Origin of the sequence: Soonwooa sp. (assembly GCF_030151385.1) — a bacterium.
In the GTDB taxonomy this organism is placed as follows: Bacteria; Bacteroidota; Bacteroidia; order Flavobacteriales; family Weeksellaceae; genus Soonwooa.
Window position 1 is genome coordinate 23,540 of record NZ_JASLDS010000001.1, and the last position, 22,711, is coordinate 46,250.

Below are 22,711 nucleotides of genomic sequence, written 5' to 3' on the forward strand. Positions count from 1 at the left end.
CAATTCATTATTTAAGCCATTAAGAAAGAGAATAATTCTTAGAATTTTTGAAAAGGATTTTTTATTCCGAAAATAATTCTTACCTTTGCACACCTTTTATAGGGAAAAATTATGTTTAATCGTAAACGATAAATTGTGAATACATTAAGTTACAAAACCGTATCGGCAAACAAAGCTACTGCAAATAAAGAATGGGTTGTAGTAGACGCTGCTGAGCAACCATTAGGACGTTTAGCTTCTAAAGTTGCAAAGATTTTGAGAGGTAAGCACAAAACGAATTACACACCACATGCAGATTGTGGAGACAACGTAATCGTTTTGAATGCAGAGAAAGTAGCACTTTCTGGAAACAAGTGGGATGATAAGACTTATATCTGGCATACAGGATATCCAGGTGGACAAAAGTCTATGACTGCTGCTGAACTTATGAAAAAAGACAACCTTAAAGTTGTTCAAAAAGCAGTTAAAGGTATGCTTCCAAAAAACAGATTGGGTAGCGCTATCCTTAAAAACCTTCATGTATATGTAGGGACTGAGCATAAGCACGAAGCTCAACAGCCAAAAGTAATCAACCTTAACGAATTTAAATAATAAGTATGTCTACAGTACACAAAATCGGAAGAAGAAAAACTTCTGTAGCTAGAGTATACGTAAAACCAGGTGCTGGTAACATCACTATTAATGGTAAAGACGTTAAAGAATACTTCGGTACAGATGTTTTAGTATATAAAACAAACCAACCATTTTTATTAACAGAAACTGTAGGTCAGTATGACGTAACAGTTAACGTTTTCGGTGGTGGTATCACAGGTCAAGCTGAAGCTATCAGATTAGGCGTTTCAAGAGCTCTTTGCGAAATCAACGAAGAATTCAGAGGGATGTTAAAACCTCACGGTCTTCTTACTAGAGATTCTAGAATGGTTGAAAGAAAGAAACCAGGTCAGAAAAAAGCAAGAAAGAGATTCCAATTCTCAAAACGTTAAGATTTGCTGTTGGCGAATGGTTATTAGCTATTGGCTACAGAAATGTGTTAAATTTTATTTAAACTTAATCTCGGCGACAAGCCAATTGCTACAAGCAAAAAGCCAACCGCCAATTGCCCGTTACGTTTAGCATCCAAACGCTTCTCCCATCTATAGAAGTTGTTGATTGTTTAAGAAACGGAAAGTAAACTAACAAAAAAAGAAAACATGGCAAAAGCAAATGTAAAAGACCTTCTAGAGGCTGGCGTACACTTCGGTCACATGACTAGAAAGTGGAACCCAAATATGGCTCCATACATTTTCATGGAGAAAAACGGTATTCACATCGTAGATTTACATAAAACAGCAGTTAAATTGGACGAAGCTTGTAACGCTTTAGAAAAAATAACTTCTGCAGGTAAAAAAGTTCTTTTCGTAGCGACTAAAAAGCAAGCGAAAGAAGTTGTTGCTAAACATGCAGCAGAACTTAACATGCCTTACATCACAGAAAGATGGCCAGGTGGTATGTTGACTAACTTCGTAACTATCAGAAAAGCGGTTAAGAAAATGAACGCTATCGATAAAATGAAGAAAGATGGTACTTTCGAAACTTTATCTAAAAAAGAAAGATTACAAGTTGACCGTCAAAGAGCTAACCTAGAGAAGAACTTAGGTTCTATCTCTGACATGGTGCGTCTTCCGTCTGCTATCTTCGTAGTAGATATTATGAGAGAGCACATCGCAGTTACAGAAGCTAAAAAATTAGGTATTCCAGTTTTCGGTATCGTTGATACTAACTCTGATCCTAGAAAAGTTGACTTCGTTATCCCAGGAAACGATGATGCTTCTAAAGCTATTGATATGGTACTTTCTGTAGTATCAGAATCTATCAAAGAAGGACAATCTCAAAGAAAAGCTGAGAAAGAAAAATCTAAAGAAGAAGGGGAGAAGGCTACAGCAGAAAAAGATGCTGACTTCGAAGCTTAATCAACAGATTAATCGAAATATAAAAAGGTTCAGAATTTATTCTGGACCTTTTTTGTTTTCAGAATTTGACAGTCTATTTCAGAAACATTTGTTTGGCAAAATATAATTTACGGCTTGTATTCTTTTGGTTTGGTTTATTGGAAGTAATTGTGAAATAATCTTCATTTAAGTTCTTTCTTATGGCATCACCAATATTGGAGTCATCAATAGAACAAGAATCAGAAGGGTAGTAGTAAATACGAATCGTTTCTCTGTTTCGGAAATCGTATAAGAAGTCAATGTTCGGAGCCAAATTGCCGTAGTTAAGATGTTTCACTTTTATACTTAAACTGTATTTGTCGCCCTTGTTTCTTTCGTAATTTCGACCAATTATAGTTCCATCTAGTTCGATTCTTGTTAGAACATCTTTATTGAATTTTGCTAGCTTTATGGCAGCTTCATCTAGTTGCTGTTGGTATGCACGATTTTCTGCATTCTTTTGCGCTTCTGTTTTAAAGATGGAATGTCGAAAAAGCATGAGAAAACCCAGTATAGATACTACTACCAACAAACAAATTACTAGATTAAACCTTTTCATTAGCCTTTTATTTTACTTAACTAAATTAAAAAAGATTTTCCATAATATAAATTATGAATCAGAAATATGCGAAGCTTGACTTTTTTAAACAAAAAAAGATTCGGAAAAGTTATTCTGAATCTTTTTGTTTTTATTAATTAAAACTGTGATTAATTTTTGGTTGCCAGCTTGTCAGTATTTAAGCTGATAACAATTCCTTTTGTTATAGTTTTTGTAGACGAGTAGGCTGCATCGCAGACATTAGATTGTAGTTTGTAAGTGCCTTTTTCCACAGTGATACTTGTATCCGAATTTGCTGGAATAGCAAGGTTGTATAACTTTGGACCTTCTAATGTCAAAATCATATCACATACGGACTTGTTTTGGATCAGGACAATAGAGGTCGGACTATTGGGATTGCTATCGTTAAAAAGCTCATTTAACACATTGACAGTATTTTTCTTTTGATTTGTTTTAGCCTCGGAAAGTAATTTGTTGAAAAGTTCACGATCGATTTTATTCGACTTAGGATTTGTTGGCAAATCAGTGACAATTGGTCTTGCCGCCATTGGTACTCCTTGTCCACTCTTCATCCAAGCTGCATTTTTAAGAGCAATAAGCTTTCTTTTTAAGAATAAACGGTATTGGTCGTCTTTATGTGCGTTTTTAAGATAATTCTCAATTTCTTTGATGTCCGTGCTTTGTGTAATATGGTGCTTTTTGCCTGTATCAGCATTCGAATTTGAAGCACAAGCAGTCAATAGAGCAAGCCCTACAATGCATAAAACTCTTTTCATACTTACTTAATTTGAAATCTGATATAGGTTATCGTTTTTCCTTTAGCGGAGAATAATTGCTCATAATAAGTTTGGATTTCGCGCAAAAGAGGTGTGCCTGGTTCATATTCGGGAGCACCATAGATATCATGGTGTGCTGTGATGATATTATGACCAGCGCCTTGCAAATATCCAAGCGTGTAGCCATGCAAGAATTCGGAGTCCGTTTTAAGATGGACAACACCATCTTTTTTCATGATTTTTTTATAACGGTCAAGAAAGTCTGGATGTGTTAGACGATGTTTGGTACGTCTGTATTTAATCTGTGGATCTGGGAAGGTAATCCAAATTTCGTCCACTTCATTTTCTGCAAAAAAATGTTCGATAAGTTCGATTTGAGTTCTAAGGAAAGCAACATTATTCATTCCTGAAGTATGCGCTTCTTTTGCACCGAACCAAAATCTTGCCCCTTTGATGTCGATGCCGATAAAGTTTTTCTCAGGGAAAGCTTTTGCTAAGCCAACACTGTATTCTCCTTTTCCACATCCAAGTTCCAATACAATAGGATTATCGTTTTTAAAAACATCCTTTCTCCAGTTACCTTTCAGAGGATAGTTGTTAAGTGCTTCCTCGCGTGTCGGTTGGAAAACATTTGGTAAAACTTTATTCTCTTCGAATCTTGCAATCTTATTCTTGCCCATTTTAAAAATTAGTGGATGCAAAAATAATGATTTTAAAGTTAAATTTTAATTAAATCTAGCTTTATTTTATGGATTTGTTTCAGCCAAATGCGAATTTTTTAGACGTTTTTGATAAACGGGAAGATAACGCTCGATGTATGGTTTAATGGCTTCGTAGTTACCCGCTTCTGTTAGGTAAGCAATGTTGTCGGAACTGTAGATAAATTGCAAGAAATTTTGGATAAACTCTTTCGGAACTTTTAAACGAACAAAGTAATCATCTCCAAAATATTTTTGTACACCACTTATACTTTTTTCCATTCTTTCGTACTCGTATAATCTTTTCTTCTTCTTCGCTTCACCAGAAAGCATATCATATAGACTGCTGATGCTCAAGCTATACCCGCCATCTCTAAGTCCCATAAGTGATTCTTGTGGTGGTGTGCCATCGCCTTTAGGAGCTGGTAGACCAATAACTTTGCGAATTTCGTAAGATTTGTCAGTGCTTTTGAGACTGGTCACATCTTTTCTAAGGTTGCCACTTGCTTTGAAAGCAGAAACAATAACTTCCTGAAACTCGTAATAAGCAATACTTAATTCGATAAAATTTTTGGTTGTGACAATTTGATCATTCGTTAATTTTAGATCCTTTCTTTCTGTAATAATCGAGGTGAAGCGTATAACATCTCCAGCTTTTGCAGGAAGTGTAAAATTACCGTTATAGTCCGCTAATACCGTTTTTTGAGTATTAAGATTGGTTACATAAAACTGATTAAGAAACAGATTAGATCGGTCTCTTAAGTATATCTCACCAGTGAAAGTTTGTGCTTTTGCGGTAAAGCCAAAAACGACAATAAAAAGGATAAAAAATTGTTTCATTTCGAGAAGCAAAAATATATAGAAATTTCTCTATTCGTCGATATTCTGATAAATAAAAAGGGTTAAAGTTATATTAAACTTTAACCCGATTTTGTTAATTTGTTATAATTAAATCTTTAGTGATAGATTTTTAATTGTTTTTAAGCAATATCCAACCTTTCTGTTGTGTTGGCGCAGACGCACCAAGATCGGTCCATTCCAGGATATACCAATAGGTGTCTGTAGGAAGTGGTTTACCATTAAGTTTACCATCCCAAATATAATCTTTTCTTTCTGCAGAATCGTAGACTTTTTTTCCATATCTATCAATAACGATAAATTTAGCATTAGCTTTCGATTTCAAGTCAGAATAATCTATGTAATCATTTTGTCCGTCTCCATTTGGCGTAATGGTATTTAGGATTTTAATGATGGTAAAATGTGCCAATGTTGGTTCGCAATTACTAGAGGTTTTTACCAAAACGTTGTAAATGCCGGGAATGCTGACATCTGTAAAAACATTGTTGGTACTAAATGGTCTGTAATACATTGGACCATCTAGAGAATATTCATAAGGCGGAACTCCTCCCTCGGCTTTTACTGTAACCGTTGTACCGTCAATAATTATGGCTGTTATTTTTGCAGATTCTGCCTGAGAGACTTTAACAGATTGGGAATGCTTACATCCATTTTGTGCTTCGAGAACGACAACATAATTTCCTATTGAGGCATTGTAAGTTTTATCAGTTGATATTGCTGTATTAAGGTCTTCTGCTTTGTACCAAACCTGACTTTTGAAATCTGATCCATCTAAAGTTGTTCCCACTTTTAATTCAACTGTTGTCCCAGCGCAAATAGATACGCCTTTTAATTCTGTGGAAGCTTCTGGACGATTGATGTTTATAGTTAATTCTGCTAACACAGGACATGGGCCAGTTGATGACGAAATACGCAAATAATAAGTTTTAGTATTTATAAAGGTCAAATCTGCGGTGTTGACAATATCATTGCTGTTTTGCGCACCTGATTTTGAGTTATGGTAGGTAATATTTAAACTAGGATCTGTGGTAAAGTTGCTTCTATAATTATCAAGATTAGTAACAGTGTATTTTCCATCTAAGTCACCACACTCTGTAGCAGTAGCCACGTCATTATCTAAATGTACTTTTTGACGTGTTTTGAAATCTATATAACCTGATACAGAACCACAATATAGCGATGTAACTTTAACCCAAACTCGAGTGTTGGTAGTAAATGACCAATCATCAGTCAATATTTCATCCATCATCACAGCATCACGATAATACTGGGTAGTGAACTTAGTGCTGTTTTGTAATATTACTGGAGTAACTTGTGTTGAGAATTTTACATTGTAGGTGCCATCAAGATGATCATCGCAAAATGTTTCGATGAATGCGGCTGTGTTAAGGATAGGTTTTGGCTCGCCGACAACTTCCACAACTGTCGATTTTGTTGTACAAGGCAAACTTGCAGATTTAACAATAACAAAATATTTTCCAGGCAAGACTGTGATGCTTTCACCACTGCCAACGAATGTGCTAGTGTTATCGTTATACCATTCATAAGTATAGCCAGAGCCTAAACCAGCAGTTAAATTATAGGTTGAAGTACCATCATCGCAAATGTGATAAGGCGCATCTGGGAAGGTTGGCGTTGGAGGGCTTTGACGTGTTAATTCTAGTTTAAAAATTCTAGCGCAAGATGCCGCATTCCAAACTCTAAAGTAGAAAGTGTTAAGTCCATCAACGATACTAAGCATTGTTGGATTGTTAACAGTTGTGCCATTCGTATTGTTTTGAGCATCGGGCAGGGATTTGTAATAAGTTGCGCTCAATCCCGTTTCGTTTGTGAATTTGCTTACATAATCAAAAGCGGTAACATCATTACAAGCATTATCTGCAAGGCTTGCAGATCCGCCAGTTGCATCAGGAATTAAATTACCAATTTTTAATTCAATTTCCTTCATGACAACAGGACAGCTACTTCCAGATTCTACGCGCACCCAAATTTTGTTATTAGCCGCAGTGAAGATATAGGGTATGTTTTTTGGTAATGTATTGCTTGCAGTGGGCGAATTTGCGTCTGGTTGCGTTTTAAAATAATTAATTGTAAAACCAGCTTTATCAGCCAAAATGCTATTGGTGACCTCTTCAAGATCTGCTTGGTAATTGCCATCTAGTTTGCCATCGTCTTCGTCACAATGTGGCTTTGTATAGTTTTCTGGTCTAACATCCGGTGTTGATAAAATTTTTAAAGTCACTTTTCTAACAACATGACAGCCTAAAGTGTTTTCGATTCTGGCATACACGATTGTTCCACCCAATGCGGTATATGAAGTATATGGCATTGGTATCTCCTCAGTGGCTGTTTGATTTTCTGCTCCAGTTGGCGATGTATAGTATTTAACACTTTGGAAATGTGGTTCCGTAGTGTAATTCGTTTCTGTTAAATCGAAACTAGTTGGATTGGTAGTCGAGCATTGTCCAACAGTAGCATCCTTGGCTGCAATCTGATTATTATTAACCGTAACATGGAACTCTTCGTAGTAAGTGCCTGCAGCATTATATACTTGATATTCGAAACTATCTACGACATTTGATACATTAGGCTTGGGAGTGTAAGAAATTTGCAAACCATTGATACTTAAGCTACCAAAGCTAGGATTGCAGTCTTTTGTAATTTTTATACTTGCTGGCGCCTCTGTTCCTAGTACGAATTTTGCAGTAATTGTCGGTATATTTTGGGCATCGCAAATATTGATAATATCGCCAGTATAAGTAGTACATTCATAAAAATAGAAATCTTGAGTTTGCGCAGCGTCGCATGTACCTTGTTTGACCACAGCGTAATAAATTCCTGCTACACTAGGTTGAAAGGTATTAGAAGTCGAAAGCACAACTGTCGGATTATCTTTGTTGTACCATTTATAATCATCAAAACCTTCTGGAAGCGTCAGGATTGCAGTTGGAATACAATTTCCGCCTTTGTTAACAATTAACGGAATTTTTGAAAAGCCTGCAAAATAACCACCATACCCCACATTGTTATCTCCTGCAGAAATACCAGCTGTCATAGCCTTGGTTGATTCTAAAGATATAGTTCCAGAAATATTATCAATCGAAAAAGACTTCCATTCAGAAGTTCCCCCAACACTCACTAGATCCGAAGCTTGTATAACCTGCAACACCGCACCATTCTTTTTGACAGTCACTTCCGCTCCTGATTGCGTTACAATGTTTAATTTTGTATGATAAAACGTTAAGCCAATTTTGTTGATATCACCAATTTCATCAATTTTTTTCGGCAAATAACAGCTAACTGGTGGGATAAAATTCATTCCTCCTGTTGCTAGAGCGTTATCGCCATTTTCTACACCAGCCATTAATTGATAAACATAGATTTTTTTTTGAGAATTAGTCGTAAAGTTTTTGTCTGTATTTATTAACATATTAAAATGGCCAGGAGTATTTTCTTGAAAATTGGTTTCTCTGATCCAATAGTGATCACCAGGATTATTAAGAACAACTATAGGCGTCGTACTACCATTAACGAAGATGCTGGTATTAGGCTCTGTAGCAACGACGATAGCACCTTCCATGTCATTACCAATTTTTCCAAAACCTTTTACTACAACAAACTGATCACCCAAAAAATTAACAGGTACCGACTGATCCATAAGGATGTCGGATTTAACAGTAGTGCCCGCAGCCATTAATGAAGATTGTTGACCATTGAAGTTACCATTAGTTACGGTAATGGGATTATTAGCTGTAATATGAGCACCTGTAAAAGCATCTAAATTGCCTGTATTGTCATTAGTTCTTCCAGCTAGAATATAGGATTGTCCTTTATTAAGCGTTACTGTAAAATTAGAAGATTGGGTAGTATTTAAATATTTTAAAGATTTTTTAAAATCATTGATCGTTACTTTGGTATTATCTTTAGTGGCAATAATACTAGTCATAAAATTCAGACTGGAAGCCGCAACATTATTGGGAGACACAACTGTATAAAATTCTTTTCCTAATGCAGAAGAACCTTTTGAGGTAATAATTTCAGCATGATTTTCTACAGCAATTCGCAAATTCGCATATATTGGATTATCAGCAACAACATGCAAGCCTAATGAACCAACGCTTGCAAGGTTCGTCAAGTTGCTTGTAATAATATAATTTCTGTCAATTCCAATGGATTTTGGGCTTCCTTTCTTTAAATCCCTTATTTCGTAAATTAAAACGTTATTGTTGTATACCTTAACTGTAGTGTCATTTGGCTCGTCTGTTGACAAAGACAAATATTGTTGACGTTGATTGGTATTCTCTTGACCATCATATATTGGCGCAAACCAATGTTCTCGGTCTAATTGTGCGAAAAAATGAGCAAAGAAAAACAAAAATACAAAGGCTGATAGAAATCTTTTCATTGAATAACAAAGTTGTGTTAACAAATGTAACGATTTATTAGCAAAAGTATTTTGGTGACGGACCTATTTAACAGTTTTAATCTGTTGTTATTTTAATAGTTTTTAAGCAAAATCCAACCTTTTATTTGTTGTCGTTTTCCAGAGGTGGGTTCTGTCCAATCCGCGGTATACCAGTAGCTACCAGTTGGAAGAACGTGGCCGTTTTGTTTTCCATTCCAGATGAAGTTATTTCCAGAATTACCTTCAAAAACTAGAACGCCATTTCGGTTATAAATTTTAAAATGTGCATCGGTTTTGTTTAATAATTCAGAAAGGTTGATATTGTCATTGATACCATCACCATTTGGACTTATAACATTACTAATGTTGACAATGGAAAAATTTCTAGAAACAACGTCACAACCATCTTTTGATTTTAGGTAAATGACATGTTGACCAATAGGAACATTGTGAAAAATATTAGAAGCTTGGTAGTGACCAGAATCATTAGGATCGCCATCTAAAGCATAGAAATAAGGTTGTGTGCCTCCTGTCGCAGAAACAGTTACGGTAGAACCGTTGATGTCAATGGCGTCGATGATTGCCGATGTTGCCGCTTTTACTTTTACAGTTTGTGTATAGAAACAGTTGTTGTATCCCAATTTTACCGTATATATGCCAACAGGCACGTTTTCAATGGTTTGAGTTGTAGCATTTGTTTGGGTTATAGGATCTATATAACTCCATTCATATGATGTGAAACCGGTACCAGGACCAACTCCTGCATCCAAAGTTGTTGTGGCATTTTTACAAATTGTCAAATCTTCTAGCGTTGTGGATTTTGCAGGTTGTTTAAAAATAAAAGTCATTTCCTCCACATCGTCGCATAAATCAAGTTGGTTATAACGGATGTAATATTTGTTTTGCGAAGTTGGAGTCAAAGTAATCTTGGTATTTGCCAAAACATTACTTTGATTGTTGGCGTCTGGTCTCGATTTGTAAAACCTCGGAGTTCCAACAATATTGCTTGCAATAATATCTTTGTAATCCATAAGGTCAACTTATTTAGAACCAGTAAGTTCATTATCACAAATTGGAATATCTGAGTAAGTGTTTGGAATGCTTTTGGCTTTTTTAGAAAATGTAATCTCTTTTAGAAAAGGATCGCAATTTCCTGGTTTTACCCATATCCAGACACTTTGTGAGTCTGTAGAAAAACTAATGCTAGTAATTGCTTGTGAGAAATCTGGATTGTTAGGATCGGCAGGTTTATCCTTAAAATATTTGATATCAAAACTTTGGTCGGATGCCGATATATTGCTTATAATTCTTTGAACGTAGGCTGAAAAGAATACATCAATATTACCATCTAAGTCGTCATCGCAAGGAGCTTCAAATTTTAAGGACTGATGAATGTCAGGAGATATTTGTTTTTCTACTTTCACATCACCCTTTAACCTACATCCACTATCTAATTCTATTTCAACTTCGTAAAGATCTTCGTTCTCAGGAGTGTACTCATCAAACTGGTTCGGTGCCTTGATATTAATTTGGGACGTTAAATTTGTAATTGTTGTACCTCCAGAAGTAACTGAGCCGATTGGTAGGATTTGTCCATTTTTTTTCCAAATGAAAGAGATTGGATTGCCAGATATTGGGGTGGCATCAATCTTGTGGATTTCTCCTGGACAAAGAGCTGTTTTATAATCCATTGTCAAATCGGAACCTAGATTTTGATTGCCGACAAAACTTCCTGCTTTTAGAAAAACTGCAGAGTCGTAAAGTCCATTATTTTGGTCGGCAATTGCTAATCTTATAGTATAAATTTTACCTGCATCCACAATTGTCGAGGCCGTTAAAACTTTAGTCTCACCATTAAAATTTGTAGGAGAAATGGTAGGATTTCTAGAGTTATATTGTCCAAAATACTGGGGATTTGCGACAGGACAAGCATTGTTGTCGGTTTGACCTCTTACTGTATTGACAGCAACAGGAATGTTGGTGTTAGGAAGTACTGCTATATTTTTGTAGCTTGTTGCTGGGTCGTTTTTTTCTTTAATGAGAAATACAAAAGCGTCAGTGTAATTACATTGATTTAATTTTGGAGTGTTTACTGGATTTGTAAGATATTGTTCTGAAAGGAACATATATTCAAATGAAATACGGTCACTGAGGGAAGGTGTGAAATCAAATTCTAATATAGTGGCATTAAACGTATTTTGCATATTAAGTGCTTGCTCTAAAAGAGAATCGCCGTGCCAACTATCTTTTGTGAAACTTTGTATGTCGCCTTTAGGACCATGTGCATCTGCTGCTTTTCCGGTGGAGAGAATTATACCTTCATCAATGCTAAAGTTGCTACCATTTTTTGTAAAATAACCATAACTAAGCTCTCCTGGAGTGTTCCAACCTGTAATGGATACATTGCTAACTCTTATGCACGCATTGTTAGCGCCTAAAAATTTATCCACCAATTGCTGTGCATTGTAATTAGTGTCAACAGAAATAAATTGCGCTTTCCCAAGTGTATTCGTTAAAATAAGACTTAGGATGAAAAGAATTTTATAAGATAGATTTTTACACATTTTTTGCTTCAAACTTTCTTTTATTGCAGAAATTTTGGGCAACAAAATTACAATTTTAAAGTTAGCTTGAGCATCTGGTTACATTAAAATATTTTTAAATAAACTTAATCCCAAGCCTCAAAAGACTTGGGAAAACTTAACTTTAGTATTAGAAAATGTTTTAGTGTAATATTTGTGTTACGATCAGGCAAACGACTATTTGTTTGCTTTGAGTTTTTTTGCTTTAATGATTTCTATAACAACAACTTCAATTTTCGATATTACGAAATGGAGAAGGCTTATGAGATAGTCCCAAAAGCCTTTCCTTGAAAAATAGTGATATGGTTTTTTGTGTTTTTATTCTTTGATAATTTTTTTGTTTGCAACAGATGAATCACTAAAATGTATTGTCAGAAGGAAGCTTCCTCTTGATAATGAGGATAAATCTAGTTGTGCTGATGCTGAATAAGTTTTAAGTAATTTTCCAGATATATCATATACTGAAATTGACTTTATTTTTTTATTCGAGTCAATATTTAATGTGGATTTTACTGGGTTCGGATAGATGTTTAACGCCTCCACATTGCTTTCATGGGTCGCAAGGTTCGATATTTTTTTGACTTCTGATTGATTTGAAAATTGATTTCCTGCATCTATACTTTTTATTGACCAATAGATATCTTGCGGTAATTCTTCAAGTTCTAAAAACCATTTTTTAGTTGTTACAATATATTTTGCAATGTCAGCTTTGTCATTAGTTGTACCGAGGCTTATCTTATACTTTAGACCATCGACTGGAGTTTTGTCATCTGTAGCGCCGCTCCATTCTAGATTTAATTTTTTTCCCGCAATAGTATGAGAAAGGATTGTTGGAGGTGTAGGCTTGGTATTTATTAGGTTGTTATCATTAGTATACAATTTTGTAACAGAAGGATAATTGGTCGCATCCCAGTCAAAACCACTAATAAATACATCCAAATTATTGTCATTATTAAAGTCTGCCAATTGAACATTGGTAACACCACCTAATTGTGTAATATTTTCTTCTTCAAAAAGTTCGAAGTTTTTTGATGTTGGGTTATAAGTATATATTTTGGTAACAGCTTCGTTTTCATCATTATCGCCACTTAATATAATATCAGGATATCCATCTTTGTTAATGTCTCCCACATCAATTGCTTTGGAGCCACTTGCATTTGCTACACCTTCTATATCAGTGTCTCGTTGGGTAAAACTACCATCTCCATTATTTTTAAAATATCTGAAAACATTATCGTAATCTTCATTGCTGCCAATTGCCACAATATCTTGGTATCCATCGCCATCAAAATCTGCTATTGCAAAAGAACTTTGTGTAAGAGGTTCGAAATTTTGCGCTTCAACAAGTTTTTCGCCATCGTTGATGTACAATTATGGCTGATAATCTTTGTCTAGGCCAGAAACTAGGAAATCTAAATGTTGATCATTGTTGAAATCAACTATTTTGAAGCTTCCATTTTGTGTGCCTGGTAAGAAGTTTTTATTTTTTTGGAATTTACCACCTGTATTTTTATAGTAATCCATTTCGAAAACAATTCCAACTCCAGATTGATACTCAACACCATTTATGAAATAGTCCATTTTGCCATCATGGTTAAAGTCGGCTAATTCTATCGAACTGTATATTTTGCCTACATCGCTTTTGTCTAAGACAAAACTTCCATTATTATTGATGTAGACATATGTTTTGTGATTAACAATATCTTGGTAACTAAGACCAACACTTACAATATCCAAATCACCGTCATTGTCAATGTCGATAAATTTTATGTCACCAAGATGTACAGGCGCTTGTAGGACTTGATGTTCAGTTAACTTCCCATTAATATTTTTATAGATATATGTTACCGTGGTGTCAACATTGCCGTCTTCGTCACTATCGATTGCACCTGTAATTGCAATATCCAAAAAGCCATCGTTATTGAAATCGCCAACACTACTCGAGCTGTAGTAAAAGTCCTTAAAGTTTGTGGTTTGCTCAACAAAGTTTTGCCCTTGATAAAATGCAGCCATAGCGAAAACTGACAAAAAAGAAAATTTTAATTTCATAACGTTATTTTTATTTGCTCTAAATTAATATTATAAATGTAGATTTTATGAATTGACGATTATAAAATAATTTTATGATTGTTGTCATAAGAAAAATCCCAAGCCTTTTGAGACTTGGGAAAACTTAACTTTAGTATTAGAAAATGATTTAGTGTAATATTTGTGTTGAAACCAAACAAGCGCGCATCTTTTCGTAAGTACGTTTGATGTCATTGTCTAGGCCAATTGAGAAGCGAATAAGTCCATCCGATAATCCCATACTTTTTCTTTCCTCTTCGGGGATTTCTGATGATGTCGAACTTCCCGAAGCCGAGAATAATGTTTTGTAAAATCCAAGACTTACAGCAAGATAGCCAAGGTTTTCATGTTGCATCATTTCCATGACTTCATTAGCTTTTTGGGTTGTCCCTACATCTAAAGTCAATAGTCCGCCATAACCATATTCTTCACGCATCATCGATTTGTAAAGTTGGTGGTCTTTATGTGATTGTAGACCTGGATATTTAACAACTAATCCATCTTTTTCGAACATTTCAGCAAGATAAAGTGCATTGTGGCTGTGTTGCTTCATTCGTATGTGAAGCGTTCTTAGGTTTTTAAGAATATTAGCGGCACGAAGACTGTCCATCGTCGGACCAAGGAGCATACAAGCGCCAGAATTTACATTTTTAAGATCGTTGATAAAATCTTGCGTTCCGCAGATAACGCCACCAACAGTGTCGCTACTTCCGTTAATGAATTTTGTTAAACTATGGATAACGACGTCTGCACCTAATTCTTTGGGTGAAATGCATAAAGGCGAAAACGTGTTGTCAACAACCAATTTTAGATTGTGCTTCTTAGCGAGTTGTGATAAAGCGGCAATATCGGCAACTTCCAAAAGAGGATTGCTTACAGATTCGCAATACAATACTTTTGTGTTTTGAGTAATGGCTGCCTCTACCAAATCCAATTTTGTAATATCAACAAAGCTTGTATTAATATTATAATCTGGCAGAAAATTTTTCATAAATGCATAAGTCCCGCCGTAGATTGTTCTGCTGGATACAATGTGATCGCCAGCTTTGCAAAGTTGCATCAATACTGAGGTAATTGCGCCCATTCCAGAGGCAGTAACATTCGCAGCTTCTGTTGCTTCCATTTGTGCCAAAGCTTCACCCAAATATAAATTGCTAGGCGAGGAGTGGCGCGAGTAAAGATAGCAACCATCGGTATTGCCTTCGAAGGTATCAAACATTGTTTTAGCCGACAAAAAGGTGTAAGTCGAACTATCAGAAATGGAAGGATTAACACCACCAAATTCCCCAAAGTATTGTAAGTCTTGTATGTTATTAGCTGGATCGAATGTATTCACGTTGATTATTTTATACAAATATTGCAGAAAGTATTAAATATTACAATATGTGAATTGATATTTGGATAATATTACATTATATGTATTGTTTGTTAGATAATATTGCTTAGATTTGATTTTAAATTACACCCTAATAGAATATTTTATGAATCTTGATGATACAGACAAAAAGTTGTTAATGCTTCTCCAAGAAGACTCGAAAATGACGACAAAGGAAATTGCTAATCAACTTAACCTTTCGGCAACGGCAGTCTACGAAAGAATTAGAAAGCTCGAAAAAAATAAAGTGATAAAAAAATATGTGGCTTTAATTGATCGAGAATTAGTTAATCGTGATTTTGTGGTGTTATGTCACATCAAGCTTACACAGCATAAAAAAGAATACCTTCAAGAATTTGAAAAGGAAATTTTAGACTTACAAGAAGTAATGGATTGTTTCCATGTGAGTGGAGATTTCGATTATATTCTAAAAATTGGTGTTGCTAATATTAAAGAATATCGAAGTTTTATTGTTAATAAATTGACGGTTGTTAAACATATTGGAAGTTCACACAGTGCTTTTGTCATTGGCGAAGTTAAATCAACAACAGCAGTTTCTATCATATAAAAAAAACCAGTCAATTAATTGACTGGTTTTTTTTGCTTTTATGACCTAATCTAGGATTATAGGCTAACTCTTACGAATCCTACAACTTTTAGATCACCGTTAACTGACTTTACATAATCAGCTACTGACATACCACCATCTTTGATGAATGCTTGGTGTACCAAAGTGTTGTCTTTGTAGAATTTCTGCATTTTACCTTTAAGGATGTTATCGATAATGTTAGCAGGTTTACCTTCTTTAGTTAAGATATCTCTTTCGATTTCTAATTCTTTGTCGATAGTTTCTTGAGAAACTTGAGTTTCGTCAAGTGCGATTGGATTCATCGCAGCAACTTGCATAGAAACAGCTTTAGCAGCTTCTTCAGCGCCATCTACTTTTGCAGAAAGAGCAGTGATAGCAGCGATTTTGTTACCAGCGTGGATGTAAGCTCCTACGAAAGGACCTTCGATTCTTTCGAAAGCACCGATTTCGATTTTTTCTCCGATAACACCAGTTTGCTCGATTAATTTATCAGCAACTGTAATTCCGTGGAAATCTGTAGCCAATAACTCTTCTTTAGAAGCAGCTGTGATAGCCATTTCTGCCAATTCGTAAGCTAACTCTACGAAAGCTTCGTTTTTAGCAACAAAGTCAGTCTCACAGTTAAGAGAGATAATAGCACCTAACGTGTTATCTTCGTTAACTCTTGCGATAACTGCACCTTCAGTCGACTCTCTGTCAGCTCTGTTAGCTGCAACTTTTTGTCCTTTTTTTCTTAAGATTTCAATTGCTTTTTCGAAGTCACCTTCTGCTTCTACTAATGCTTTTTTGCAGTCCATCATACCTGCACCTGTTGTGTTTCTTAGCTTTGCTACGTCTGCTGCTACTGGTGTATACATATTTGTAATGATTTTTTAAATTTTAAAAAAAGTGATATATTTAATCGTTTTTTTAGCGTGGCAAATATACTAAAATATCCACAAACTAAAAAGATAGATTCTACGTTAAATATATGTGAATGTAATTTTTGCTTACGATGAAGAAAATATTTTTATTTGTTTTAATGATGCTTACAGGACTTTACTATGCGCAGGTAAGTGTCTTTGCGGCGATGAGTTCTAATGATCCTAATGTTGTGCAGTCTTTTATAACGGCCAATCCTAAACATCCTAAAGTTCCTGAATTAAAAAAGAAACTCATGAATATGCGCTATGTTGGTGGTTCTGGAGGCGGCGATGTTGCTGCTGAACCTAAGATTTCGAACTTAACTCCAAAAAAATTAGAAAAGAATATCAATAAATCCAAAACTTCGGAGAGTGCAGAAAAGACAGCCGCTGTTTTGACCAACTTATTTAGTAATGATAAGAATAACAAGGAAACGGTTTTGCAAATTGTGAATCGTTCTGCATGCGAATTGGTTGTTAAAATTAATGGTAAAAAATTCTACAACCTCAATGTTTCTTCTAAGAATCAAAACTATATCCTTATTGAAAAAGGAAACTACAACATTACAACTTCCATCTGTGGTGCATCTTATACATCCAGCAAAACTATTAACGCAAATACTGTAATTACTTTAGGTGTTAAATAAATCGCAAGTAACATTTTCAAAAAGTGATAAAAGATTAAGGCATAAAAAAACGCTTCAGATTTCTGAAGCGTTTTTTGTTTTTTTCTAACCTTTGAATTCTCCCATATCGATAAACTTCTCTTGACGATCTTTCATTAGTCGATCTCCAGAATGTTTTGATAATGTTTTAATGTCTTTTAAAATAACTTCTTTAACATTTTCAAAAGTTTGTTTTGGATCATAATGTGCACCTCCAAGTGGTTCCGGGATAATGCCATCAATCAATTTTTCTTTTAACATGTCAGGCGCAGTCAACTTCATTGTAGCCGCTGCAGTTTCTTTGTACTCCCAACTTCTCCAAAGAATTGCTGAACAGTTCTCCGGCGAAATAACGGAATACCAAGTATTTTCTAACATATAGACGCGGTTACCAACACCAATACCTAAAGCACCACCCGAAGCACCTTCACCAATAATAATGGTGATAATTGGGGTTTTCATTTGGCACATTTCTAAGATGTTTCTTGCAATGGCTTCACCTTGTCCGCGTTCTTCAGCTTCCAGACCTGGATAAGCTCCTGGTGTATCGACCAAAGTTACAATAGGAATGTTGAATTTCTCTGCTAACTTCATTAGACGTAAAGCTTTGCGGTAACCTTCTGGATTCGACATTCCAAAACGACGATGTTGTCTTTCTTTAGTTGTTCTACCTTTTTGAGTCCCAACAATCATGACACTTTCGCCATTTATTTTGATAAGTCCACCAACCATCGCTGGATCGTCACCAAAATTACGGTCGCCGTGCAATTCTACAAAGCTATCTTCATCAGCAATTCCTTTGATATAGTCCAAAGTGTATGGTCTATCTGGGTGACGAGATAGTTGCACACGTTGCCAAGGCGTTAGGTTTCCGTATATTTTTTTCTTGGTAGCAAGAATTTTATCTTCAATCTTTTTGCAAGATTCTTTAACATCTACACCGCTTTCTTCACCTACTAGAGCACATTTGTCATATTGCGCCATAAGGTCTTGTACCGGTTGTTCAAAATCTAAATATTCCATTGTTTGTATAAGAATTCAATTTTCAAAAATAGCGTTTTTTTATAACATCTAAATTTTTTAAAAATCGAAATGTATTATTTAATGTTAGAAATCGCGTTTTTAAGTCTCAAAATACTCTCATCTTTTCCAAGAATTGAAAGAATGTCTGGTACATCTGGTCCTTTTAATTCTCCTACTAAAGCTAATCGAAGTGGCATCATAACTTTGCCCATTCCAAGTCCTTTTGCTTCTGCAAAATCATGAATAGCTTGCTTAAGCGTTTCTGGCTCAAATGCTTCGACTCTGCTCAGCATGCCTGCAAAATCTTGCATAAGATTTCCTGTTTCTTCGTTCCAAGCTTTTTTGCTCGCTTTTTCGTCGTAAGAAGTTGGCGCTTCGAAGAAGAATTTACTATCATTGTAAATATCTTTAATGAAACTAGCTCTTTCCTTCATCAAAGAAACAATCTTTAACAACGTATCATCATTTAAACTTGAATTTTTAACCTCATCCAAATCTTTGAACAATTCTAAAACTTCTGCATCTGATTTTTTAATTAAATATTCGTGGTTAAACCAAACTGCTTTTTCTGGGTTAAATCTTGCACCGGCTTTGTGAACTTTGTGAAGATCAAATTCAGAAATCATTTCATCCATTGTCAAGATTTCTCTATCATTTGCCGGACTCCAACCTAACAATGCTACCATGTTGATGAATGAATCTGGGAAATAACCTGATTCCTTGTATCCTTTCCAAACATCACCGCTTTCTGGATCTTTGAAGTCCATCGGAAACACAGGAAAACCAAACTTAGCGCCATCTCTTTTGCTTAATTTTCCTTTTCCTTCAGGTTTTAAAATCAATGATAAATGTGCAAATTCTGGCGCTTCCCAACCCATTGCTTCGTACAACAAAACGTGAAGTCCCATAGATGGCAACCACTCTTCACCACGAATAACGTGTGAAATTTTCATTTCGTGATCATCGATAATATTGGCAAAATGGTAAGTTGGCATTCCATCTTTTTTTACCAAAACTTTATCATCCAATGTATCCGTATTTACACTAAAATTTCCACGGATAATATCTTCCATATTCAATTGACGACCAACTGGCATTTTGAAACGTACAACATACGGAATGCCATCTGCTTTTAGTTTTTCAACTTCTTCATTAGAAAGTGTTAAACTATTTTTCATGCGATTTCTCGTAAAATTATTGTAAGCGAAAACCTCACCTTTAGCCTCAAATTCAGCACGAATCGCATCTAGCTCTTCTGGAGTATCAAAAGCGATATAAGCGTAATCCGTTTTTAAGATTTGCTCAGTGTATTTATCATAAATATCACGTCTTTCCGATTGACGATAAGGTCCGTAAGGTCCGCCGTGGATTGGGCTTTCATCAGGGATTAATCCGCACCATTCCAAAGATTTCATAATGTAATCTTCAGCACCTTCCACGTATCTTGCCGTGTCTGTATCTTCAATTCTTAATACAAAATCGCCTCCATTATGTTTAGCGAAAAGATAATCATATAATGCAGTTCTTACACCACCCAAATGCAAAGCACCTGTAGGACTTGGCGCAAAACGGACTCTTACTCTTTCCATTGTTTGAAAAATTTAGAGTGCAAATTTACGAATTTTGAATCGAATGTATTAGTTTTAGGAACGTGTTTAATTTTTATTGCTAAAATTTTTATATCTATTTTGATATGTATTTTTAATTTATATTTGGAGAGTAAGCAGACTATGTTAAAAATACAAGTAGTTAACTAAATTAAAAGAATTTTGAAATTTAATTTAGTTTTCATGGTACTGCAGTTTGGAAAGCTTTGGTAGAATTATGAATCAGTTGTAAATAGGTGTGTATCATGACAAAAGTAGAAAAGCAAAACAAATTCTTATTCTATATTAAAGGTTATTCGGCAAAGTTTCTTCTTAGGGAAAGTCTTGAAAAAAAGATTTCTACACTTTCAAAAACTTTGAGTAAAAAGGATTTGGATGTTGCTGAATATCGTGTCGCTTATTATAATAAGTTGTCGGGAAAGCACAATTTCGAAAAGTCGGGTACTAAAATCAAAGATTTACAAAATCCCAAATCACCCAAGTCTTACTATTTTGATACGTATGAGTATGCCAAATATTTTGATCCAAATCTGTTAATAGATTTCACGTTCGGCGATGTTGACAAGATTTTGTCGTTTCCAATGATTACGAAAAGTCGTCCTATTGATGGTAATAATGAAAATAACGTTTTGTTAAATCTTGATAAAGCTAGACATTTTGTTAAGATTGTTGATCCTCGAGATTTCGAGTCGAAGTCGGATAAATTAATTGGTCGGGCAGCTGTACATCAACAACATCGTATTGATTTTTTCAAAATATATTTCGAGCATCCTATATGCGATTTGGGACAAGTTAATAAAAAGGGCGGCGATTCCAAATGGTTAAAACCCAAGATTTCGATTCACGAACATTTAAAAAACAAATTCATTCTGAGTCTAGAAGGCAACGATGTTGCAACTAATCTCAAGTGGATCATGTGCTCCAATTCTTTAGCTATTTCTCCAAAATTAAAAATGGAAACATGGTATATGGAAGGTACTTTAATTCCTAACCAACATTATGTCCAGATTGCTGATGACTATTCGGATTTGGAAGAACGTATGCAGTATTACCTTGATCATCCTAATGAGGCAAAATTAATCATTGATGCTGCGAAAGAATTTAGAACAAAATTTAATAATAAGAAATTGGAAGATTTAATATCTTTGCTTGTTCTTAAAAAATATTTTGATATTGTTGTGTGATTTGTGTGGGTTTTTGTTTAAAGATTAATAAAAAATTAAAAAAAACTTAAAATTAGTTGTGAAATTGTATTTTAATTTTTTAATACATAGTTTTAGAATTAAATCAATTTTTGTAGTTAAACCGAACACTTAATTTCATGGCAATAATGATTTGTAATTTAAGATTATTGGTTAAAGCATTTAATATTTTTGATTTTTTTATGTCTAGAAAATTAATCTTTCTGAAGAAAACAATTCTTTTTTGCAGTGTTTTTTTCTTATTTAATTCGTGTTCAAAAAGTGGTGATTTCCTAGCACCAGAGTCAGAAGTTCAAAATCCTGATAATCTGGTTGCCTACGCGCCATTGGCGGATTTTACAAAAGATATTGGCGTTATTAATATTGATGTTAATGCCAATGCTAATTCATTTGGAAATAATACCAGTAACTTAATTAAGAATATTAATCAGCCAAATCCTGCCTATTGTCATCCAGATGTTGTCTACTTTGAAAAGGCTTTTGGCGGCTACAAATATTGGATGGCTTTTACGCCGTATTTCGGGTCCGTTGGAGCACAGAGGTCGTCAACACCTTATGAGAATCCTACAATTGTAGCCTCAAATGATGGACTTAATTGGGAAGTTCCCAAAGGTTTAAAAAATCCTTTACAATTTGCTCCTTCGATGAAGGAAAGTATGTCAGATGGTGACAAAGCGCCAAAACAAGGTTTTTGGTCGGACGTTGATTTGCTTTATGAAAATAATAAGTTCTATTTGTATTATCGTGCAAGCTTCATTAAAGCTGCGGTTTTGGCAAAACGAGGAGCTAAATCACAAAATAATAACAATAAATTATCTGTCGATGCGCAAAGAGTAATCGTGCGACAAACTTCTACAGATGGTATCCACTGGACACCATTAGAGGCTTTGTATACTAGCAATGCTCCGTATTCTCCACAGAATAATCTTTTGTTGTCACCAAGTTTTGTATATGATGGTAGAAGTTACACAAGCTACGAGGTACAGAATAATGCAAATGCAAATTTTCCCGGTGATGAAGCTTCTTTTGTTGTAAAAAGAACTTCGAAAGATGGTTTAGATTTTTCATTTGTTAATAAAAGCAAAGTTGTCAACTTTATCAATAAGCCTTGGACCAAAACTAATGCTAATTACTCGCCTTGGCATCTGCAAGCTTCGTATGTTGATGGTTATTACTTTTTATGTCTTGCAGTAGGAGATGTCAAAAGTTTACTGCAGAAAGTTTGTACTTGGCTTTCTCTAAAGATGGTGTCAACTTTAAGGTAATTCCTAAGATGATGGTGGAGTACAATGCATATCGATCTTCGGTATTTCCGAAATCAAGTGATGGTGAACATATCAATTTTGGTGCAGTCGTTGCCACCAAAAATGGAGTTTTCACTTATCGAGAGTTTCAGTTGAGTAAGAAAAAAATGGATGAGGCTTTGGCAAAATAGG

At 35.0% G+C, this 22,711-nt stretch carries 21 protein-coding genes; 8 read left to right on the forward strand and 13 right to left on the reverse strand.

The features are described from left to right. Nucleotides 1-135 precede the first annotated feature (135 nt). The 3 genes from rplM (at nucleotide 136) to rpsB (ending at nucleotide 1,949) form a co-directional block, all read left to right on the forward strand. The gene (gene rplM / locus Q1V95_RS00085; protein ID WP_300668795.1) at nucleotides 136-591 is read left to right on the forward strand and encodes a 50S ribosomal protein L13; all 456 of its coding nucleotides are present in this window, start codon (nucleotides 136-138) and stop codon (nucleotides 589-591) included. Between the two features lie 5 nt (nucleotides 592-596). Continuing rightward, nucleotides 597-983 carry a 30S ribosomal protein S9 gene (rpsI, locus tag Q1V95_RS00090; RefSeq protein WP_300668797.1) on the forward strand — a complete coding sequence of 129 codons (387 nt, stop codon included), beginning with the start codon at nucleotides 597-599 and terminating at the stop codon, nucleotides 981-983. A 207-nt stretch (nucleotides 984-1,190) separates the two neighbouring features. Then, on the forward strand, nucleotides 1,191-1,949 hold the full coding sequence (gene rpsB / locus Q1V95_RS00095) for a 30S ribosomal protein S2 (protein ID WP_079667344.1): 759 nt from the start codon (nucleotides 1,191-1,193) through the stop codon (nucleotides 1,947-1,949). Between the two features lie 73 nt (nucleotides 1,950-2,022). Here rpsB and Q1V95_RS00100 read toward each other — a convergent pair whose 3' ends face one another. The 10 genes from Q1V95_RS00100 to Q1V95_RS00145 all read right to left on the reverse strand — a co-directional run bounded on the left by Q1V95_RS00100 (nucleotide 2,023) and on the right by Q1V95_RS00145 (nucleotide 15,248). Continuing rightward, on the reverse strand, nucleotides 2,023-2,526 hold the full coding sequence (locus Q1V95_RS00100; RefSeq protein WP_300668805.1) for a hypothetical protein: 504 nt from the start codon (nucleotides 2,524-2,526) through the stop codon (nucleotides 2,023-2,025). Nucleotides 2,527-2,675: 149 nt separating this feature from the next. Further along, nucleotides 2,676-3,302: a DUF6759 domain-containing protein gene (locus Q1V95_RS00105; protein ID WP_300668808.1), complete on the reverse strand. Its 627-nt coding sequence runs from the start codon at nucleotides 3,300-3,302 to the stop codon at nucleotides 2,676-2,678. Nucleotides 3,303-3,304: 2 nt separating this feature from the next. Further along, nucleotides 3,305-3,982, reverse strand: a complete 678-nt coding sequence (trmB, locus tag Q1V95_RS00110) for a tRNA (guanosine(46)-N7)-methyltransferase TrmB (protein WP_300668811.1) — start codon at nucleotides 3,980-3,982, stop codon at nucleotides 3,305-3,307. A gap of 66 nt (nucleotides 3,983-4,048) precedes the next feature. Continuing rightward, nucleotides 4,049-4,840: a hypothetical protein gene (locus tag Q1V95_RS00115; protein WP_300668814.1), complete on the reverse strand. Its 792-nt coding sequence runs from the start codon at nucleotides 4,838-4,840 to the stop codon at nucleotides 4,049-4,051. Between the two features lie 130 nt (nucleotides 4,841-4,970). Further along, nucleotides 4,971-9,263: a T9SS type B sorting domain-containing protein gene (locus tag Q1V95_RS00120; protein WP_300668817.1), complete on the reverse strand. Its 4,293-nt coding sequence runs from the start codon at nucleotides 9,261-9,263 to the stop codon at nucleotides 4,971-4,973. A gap of 92 nt (nucleotides 9,264-9,355) precedes the next feature. Beyond that, the gene (locus tag Q1V95_RS00125; protein WP_300668820.1) at nucleotides 9,356-10,294 is read right to left on the reverse strand and encodes a gliding motility-associated C-terminal domain-containing protein; all 939 of its coding nucleotides are present in this window, start codon (nucleotides 10,292-10,294) and stop codon (nucleotides 9,356-9,358) included. A 9-nt stretch (nucleotides 10,295-10,303) separates the two neighbouring features. Further along, complete coding sequence (locus Q1V95_RS00130) at nucleotides 10,304-11,827, reverse strand: choice-of-anchor L domain-containing protein (RefSeq protein ID WP_300668823.1); 1,524 nt, start codon at nucleotides 11,825-11,827, stop codon at nucleotides 10,304-10,306. 336 nt (nucleotides 11,828-12,163) lie between these two features. After that, nucleotides 12,164-13,216 carry an FG-GAP-like repeat-containing protein gene (locus Q1V95_RS00135; protein ID WP_300668825.1) on the reverse strand — a complete coding sequence of 351 codons (1,053 nt, stop codon included), beginning with the start codon at nucleotides 13,214-13,216 and terminating at the stop codon, nucleotides 12,164-12,166. Beyond that, nucleotides 13,217-13,894, reverse strand: coding sequence for a VCBS repeat-containing protein (locus Q1V95_RS00140; protein ID WP_300668828.1), 678 nt, complete (start codon nucleotides 13,892-13,894; stop codon nucleotides 13,217-13,219). It lies immediately after the preceding gene. Nucleotides 13,895-14,042: 148 nt separating this feature from the next. Further along, complete coding sequence (locus Q1V95_RS00145) at nucleotides 14,043-15,248, reverse strand: aminotransferase class I/II-fold pyridoxal phosphate-dependent enzyme (RefSeq protein WP_300668831.1); 1,206 nt, start codon at nucleotides 15,246-15,248, stop codon at nucleotides 14,043-14,045. A 145-nt stretch (nucleotides 15,249-15,393) separates the two neighbouring features. On the opposite strand from Q1V95_RS00145, the gene Q1V95_RS00150 reads away from it, so the two are divergent. Continuing rightward, nucleotides 15,394-15,855, forward strand: coding sequence for an Lrp/AsnC family transcriptional regulator (locus Q1V95_RS00150; protein WP_300668834.1), 462 nt, complete (start codon nucleotides 15,394-15,396; stop codon nucleotides 15,853-15,855). 56 nt (nucleotides 15,856-15,911) lie between these two features. Here the strand turns inward: Q1V95_RS00150 and tsf are convergent, their stop codons facing one another. Then, nucleotides 15,912-16,733, reverse strand: coding sequence for a translation elongation factor Ts (gene tsf / locus Q1V95_RS00155; protein ID WP_300668837.1), 822 nt, complete (start codon nucleotides 16,731-16,733; stop codon nucleotides 15,912-15,914). Nucleotides 16,734-16,870: 137 nt separating this feature from the next. On the opposite strand from tsf, the gene Q1V95_RS00160 reads away from it, so the two are divergent. Beyond that, nucleotides 16,871-17,425 carry a DUF6759 domain-containing protein gene (locus tag Q1V95_RS00160; RefSeq protein ID WP_300668840.1) on the forward strand — a complete coding sequence of 185 codons (555 nt, stop codon included), beginning with the start codon at nucleotides 16,871-16,873 and terminating at the stop codon, nucleotides 17,423-17,425. An 84-nt stretch (nucleotides 17,426-17,509) separates the two neighbouring features. On the opposite strand, the gene Q1V95_RS00165 is transcribed toward Q1V95_RS00160, so the two are convergent. Then, nucleotides 17,510-18,466, reverse strand: a complete 957-nt coding sequence (locus Q1V95_RS00165; protein WP_300668843.1) for an acetyl-CoA carboxylase carboxyltransferase subunit alpha — start codon at nucleotides 18,464-18,466, stop codon at nucleotides 17,510-17,512. A 74-nt stretch (nucleotides 18,467-18,540) separates the two neighbouring features. Then, nucleotides 18,541-20,055, reverse strand: a complete 1,515-nt coding sequence (gltX, locus tag Q1V95_RS00170) for a glutamate--tRNA ligase (RefSeq protein WP_300668846.1) — start codon at nucleotides 20,053-20,055, stop codon at nucleotides 18,541-18,543. Nucleotides 20,056-20,318: 263 nt separating this feature from the next. Here gltX and Q1V95_RS00175 point away from each other — a divergent pair, with 263 nt between their 5' ends. From Q1V95_RS00175 to Q1V95_RS00185, 3 genes are all read left to right on the forward strand, one after another. Next, complete coding sequence (locus Q1V95_RS00175) at nucleotides 20,319-21,257, forward strand: glycosyl transferase family 90 (protein ID WP_300668848.1); 939 nt, start codon at nucleotides 20,319-20,321, stop codon at nucleotides 21,255-21,257. 200 nt (nucleotides 21,258-21,457) lie between these two features. Next, on the forward strand, nucleotides 21,458-22,540 hold the full coding sequence (locus tag Q1V95_RS00180; RefSeq protein WP_300668851.1) for a hypothetical protein: 1,083 nt from the start codon (nucleotides 21,458-21,460) through the stop codon (nucleotides 22,538-22,540). After that, nucleotides 22,504-22,710, forward strand: coding sequence for a hypothetical protein (locus Q1V95_RS00185; protein ID WP_300668853.1), 207 nt, complete (start codon nucleotides 22,504-22,506; stop codon nucleotides 22,708-22,710). Before Q1V95_RS00180 ends, Q1V95_RS00185 begins: the two co-directional genes overlap by 37 nt. Nucleotide 22,711 lies beyond the last annotated feature (1 nt).